The sequence below is a fragment of the Leucobacter komagatae genome, from assembly GCF_000834055.1.
Classification (GTDB): domain Bacteria; phylum Actinomycetota; class Actinomycetes; order Actinomycetales; family Microbacteriaceae; genus Leucobacter; species Leucobacter komagatae_A.
This window is the reverse complement of the sequence record NZ_JXSQ01000059.1, coordinates 1-3,755: the sequence shown is the minus strand read 5'-3', so window position 1 is coordinate 3,755 and position 3,755 is coordinate 1. Positions and strand designations below refer to the sequence as shown.

4 protein-coding genes are annotated in these 3,755 nt (G+C 64.4%); 3 read left to right on the top strand and 1 reads right to left on the bottom strand.

Annotation, left to right across the window (positions count from 1 at the left end; genetic code table 11):
* Nucleotides 1-290: 290 nt before the first annotated feature.
* On the top strand, nt 291-755 hold the full coding sequence (locus tag SD72_RS16645) for an Lrp/AsnC family transcriptional regulator (RefSeq protein WP_198142021.1): 465 nt from the start codon (nt 291-293) through the stop codon (nt 753-755).
* A gap of 263 nt (nt 756-1,018) precedes the next feature.
* Nucleotides 1,019-1,597 (top strand): thymidine kinase, encoded by a 579-nt coding sequence (locus tag SD72_RS16640; RefSeq protein ID WP_042545591.1) that lies wholly within the window; start codon nt 1,019-1,021, stop codon nt 1,595-1,597.
* Nucleotides 1,598-1,639: 42 nt separating this feature from the next.
* Here the strand turns inward: SD72_RS16640 and SD72_RS16635 are convergent, their stop codons facing one another.
* Nucleotides 1,640-2,539 carry an endo alpha-1,4 polygalactosaminidase gene (locus SD72_RS16635; protein ID WP_042545590.1) on the bottom strand — a complete coding sequence of 300 codons (900 nt, stop codon included), beginning with the start codon at nt 2,537-2,539 and terminating at the stop codon, nt 1,640-1,642.
* Between the two features lie 312 nt (nt 2,540-2,851).
* On the opposite strand from SD72_RS16635, the gene SD72_RS16630 reads away from it, so the two are divergent.
* Entirely contained in the window at nt 2,852-3,706 is an 855-nt protein-coding gene (locus SD72_RS16630) for an APC family permease (protein ID WP_232299848.1), read from the top strand.
* Nucleotides 3,707-3,755: the final 49 nt, after the last annotated feature.

Sequence of the window (3,755 nt, the reverse complement as noted above, 5' to 3'; positions counted from 1 at the left end):
TCGTCTGGCAGCGCGTAGCCGGCGACTGGGGTGTGGGATCCCGCCGCGGAGACGAGTTGAACTGGCGCCTCGCTGGGGAGCAGCGAGGCTGCTGACGCTTGCGCGTGGGTGTGAGACATCGGCTCCTCCTTGAGCTTGCCGCCGCGCGGGCGAACGCGCGTGCGAGATGTTGCCACTCAGGGTAGTAATCGTCTCGAAATATTCGCTCAACGTTGGACGAAAGGGAGCAATTCGGGCAATAATGTGTACAAGTGGTGACCGGGGTTGGTGCCTCGGATGGTGGGAGCGCTATGGAACTGGACGAGACAGACCACGCGATCGTGCAGGCACTGCGGCAGGACGCGCGGGTGTCGATGACCTCGCTTGCGCAGACGCTGCACATTTCGCGCGCGGGAGCGTATGCGAGGGTCAAGCGTTTGCAGGCCGCTGGGATCATTACGGGGTACACCGTTCGCACCGATCCCGTGCTCCTCGGGCAGCATGCGTCTGCCTACGTCACGCTCTCCGTCGAGCAGCCTGCGTGGCAAGAACTGCGGTCGCGACTGCAGGAGATCCCCGAGGTGGAACACATTGCGCTCGTCGGCGGCGAGTTCGATGTGCTGCTGTTGGTTCGCGCCCGCGATACGAGGGACCTGCGCCGCGTGGTGCTCGAGAAGGTGCAGGCGATTCCGTCAGTGCGCACGTCGCGGACACTGCTCATCTTTGAGGACTTCCCGAACCTCCCGATGGACGATGAATCGGCAGTCTCGACGTAGCCGTCTCCACACAGTTTCCACAAGCTATCCCCAGGAATGTGGATAACTCATAGCTTAGATTCGAGAGATACCCACAAGTTATCCACAGGGGCCTGTGGATGGTGGAGATCTGACCTGGGAGTTTTCCTTCGGTTAGAACGTAGCTCCGTAAGTTACATCTTTGTAATTCGAAACGTATCTTCGGCGACTGGGCAGGCCCCGGACAGCCGTTGCGCGCGCGGAAAGGCCGTGGCGCTGCGCCGACAAAGCGGTACAGTCGCAGCATGGCAAAACTGCATTTTCGGTACGCTGCGATGAACGCGGGCAAGAGCATCGCGCTGCTCCAGGTTGGGCATAACTACGAGTCGCTCGGCAAGCAGATGCTCATCGTGAAGCCCGCAGTCGACTCCAAGGGCGGAGACAAGGTCGTGTCGCGACTCGGTGTGGAGCGCGCGGTCGACTTCCTCTGGGTCGACGGCGATCCGCTACCCGTCGCCGAGGCAGGGTTGGACGTAATTCTCGTCGACGAAGCCCAGTTCCTCTCGGAGCGTCAGGCGAACGAACTGCTCGATGTTGCGGTGCGCGTCGGCGTCACCGTCATCGCATACGGACTCCGCACGGACTTCCGCGGGGACAGCTTCCCAGGCGCTGCGCGACTACTCTGCATCGCGCACGAGATCGAGGAGATCCGCACGCTCTGCCGCTGCGGCTCGAAGGCAACGATGAATCTTCGCAAGGTTTCCGGCGTGCCGGTGTTTGACGGCGAACAGGTCGCGATCGACGATGGTTCAGTCGAGTACGAATCAGTGTGCGCTGCCTGTCACCAGCGGGAGCGCCTGACCGCTGGGGCGAGCTGGGACTGAGCACGGCGAAGCGCTCGCGCAGCGATTGACGTGGTCAAGGGCTTACCGCGCTGCGCATGTTTCGAAGGCGTAGCTCGGGGAGCCAGGGGCGCTGAGGTCCCGGTCGCGAAGCACCATCGAGGCGGGGGCATCATCAGCCGCGCACATCTCAGCGAACGGGACGGGCAGTGCATCGACGTACTCGATGTCGATGACGTGCTCGCCGTAGACCGCGGCGTACGATCCGCACTCGTGAAACACGCTGCACTCCTCCGTTACCGCGAAGTCGAACCCGGCAGTTTCGCGCAATGCCGCGGCGTCCTCGGCGGCGTTCTTCTGCCCCGCCGCAAGGCCGGCGAGGTGAGCTGAGCGCACGAGCTCCTCGGCGAGGGCGAGGTTGTCATCGAAGGTGAGCGCGCCGTCAGAGCGGGTATACGAATCGAGGTTGTCGAACTCGACGGCCGCGAAGCCGTCGCGGGCGCACTCATTGATCCAATCGGCGACGATAGCGTGAATCTGGTCTCGCGCCCGTGCCGTCGAAGTGTCAAGGAGAACCTCGTCTGGCCAGTCGGGGTCAAAGCGCAGGTTCCCTGCCTCGTCGCGCAGGAGCGTCTCATCGGGCCACCGGTCAAGTTCCCCTGGCTGCGTCTGGAAGCCATTGATGTAGCAGATGGAGTAGATCCCACTGGCGGGCTGCGCTGTCCTGTCGCGCGCAACAACTCCGACGCCGGCCACGGGCTCGTAGGCTTCACCAAGCTGGTAATCCGGCGTGGCCTGTACCGGGGGCAGCTCGAGGGCTGCTGGGGGATTCGGCAGCGGGTCGCGTGTTGCGTCGGCGCCGGGAATTCCCGAGGCGCAGCCTGTGGCCGTGAGCGCGACTGCGAGCAACAGCGGGGCGGTTCGCCAAAGCAGTGATGGCCGCCGGGTGGCCGCCGCCCGAAGATGAATGTGTGTTGCACGCATAGAGTCCCCCGCCCGCCAGTGAGCACCGCGCTCGCCGCAGCCTCCAGTATTTCGGATGGCAGAGCAAAACGGGAAGAAGCGGGGCGGCGACGGGCCACCCGGCGGCCTGAGTCGCGGCGAACGCGACAGCCTCTTACGCGCGCCAGCAGCACCGAAGCACGAACTCGCAACCAACGCACCTGCGTCGTTGCACAGCTCGACAGGTGCCAGGTGTGCGGATTCGCGTCGCGCGGGCGTGCGTGCCGGGTCTACGCTGCTCGCAGGGCTCGGGAGAGTCCAGATCAACGGAGATCAGAAAGGCAAGGCATCGTTATGTCTGCAACCCCACCGGAGGCGCGGCTCGCCGACGAAGAGCACCTGTCAGTGCTCGGCTACGAAGGCAAGTTCGACCGCTCCATGAGTCTCTGGGCGAACTTCGCCCTCGGCTTCACCTACCTTTCGCCGCTCGTCGGCGTGTACTCGCTGCTTGCGGTCGCACTGTCGACCGGCGGTCCGCCCTCGATCTGGTGGATCGTGATCGTCGCCTGCGGACAACTCCTCGTCTCGCTCGTGTTCGGCGAGGTCGTCTCGCAGTACCCGATCCACGGCGGCGTGTATCCCTGGGCGCGCAGGCTCTGGGGCAGGCGCTACGCCTGGATGGCGGCCTGGATCTACATCTGGGCGATGATCGTCACGATCACCTCCGTTGCGGAGTTCGGCGCGGGCTTCATCACGAGCCTGTTCGGCATTGAGCTCAACGCCGAGACGACGCTGTTCACGGGCCTCGGCCTGCTCCTGTTCGCGCTGCTCATCAACTTCTCTGGCACGAAGGGCCTCGCGCGCATCGCGCGCATCGGTCTCGCGGCCGAGCTTATCGGCGTGATCGGCCTCGGCCTCTACCTCCTCATCTTCCAGCGCAAGCAGGAGTTCTCGGTGTTCTTTGACACCATGGGCGTCGAGGGTGAGGGCTCATACGTGCCCGTCTTCCTCGCCTCAGCGCTCGCAGGGCTCTTCCTCTTCTACGGGTTCGAGGCATGCGGCGACGTGGCAGAAGAGGTCGCGGACCCGGCTCGCCGCATCCCGCGCGCAATGATGATGACGATCCTCGTCGGCGCGGTCTCCGCACTGTTCTCGTTCGCGGGCTACGTGCTCGCAGCCCCCGACCTCGAGGGCACTCGTTTCTGGTGAGATCACGGATCCGATCCCCGCGATCCTCGAGGCGACGCTCGGCACCGTT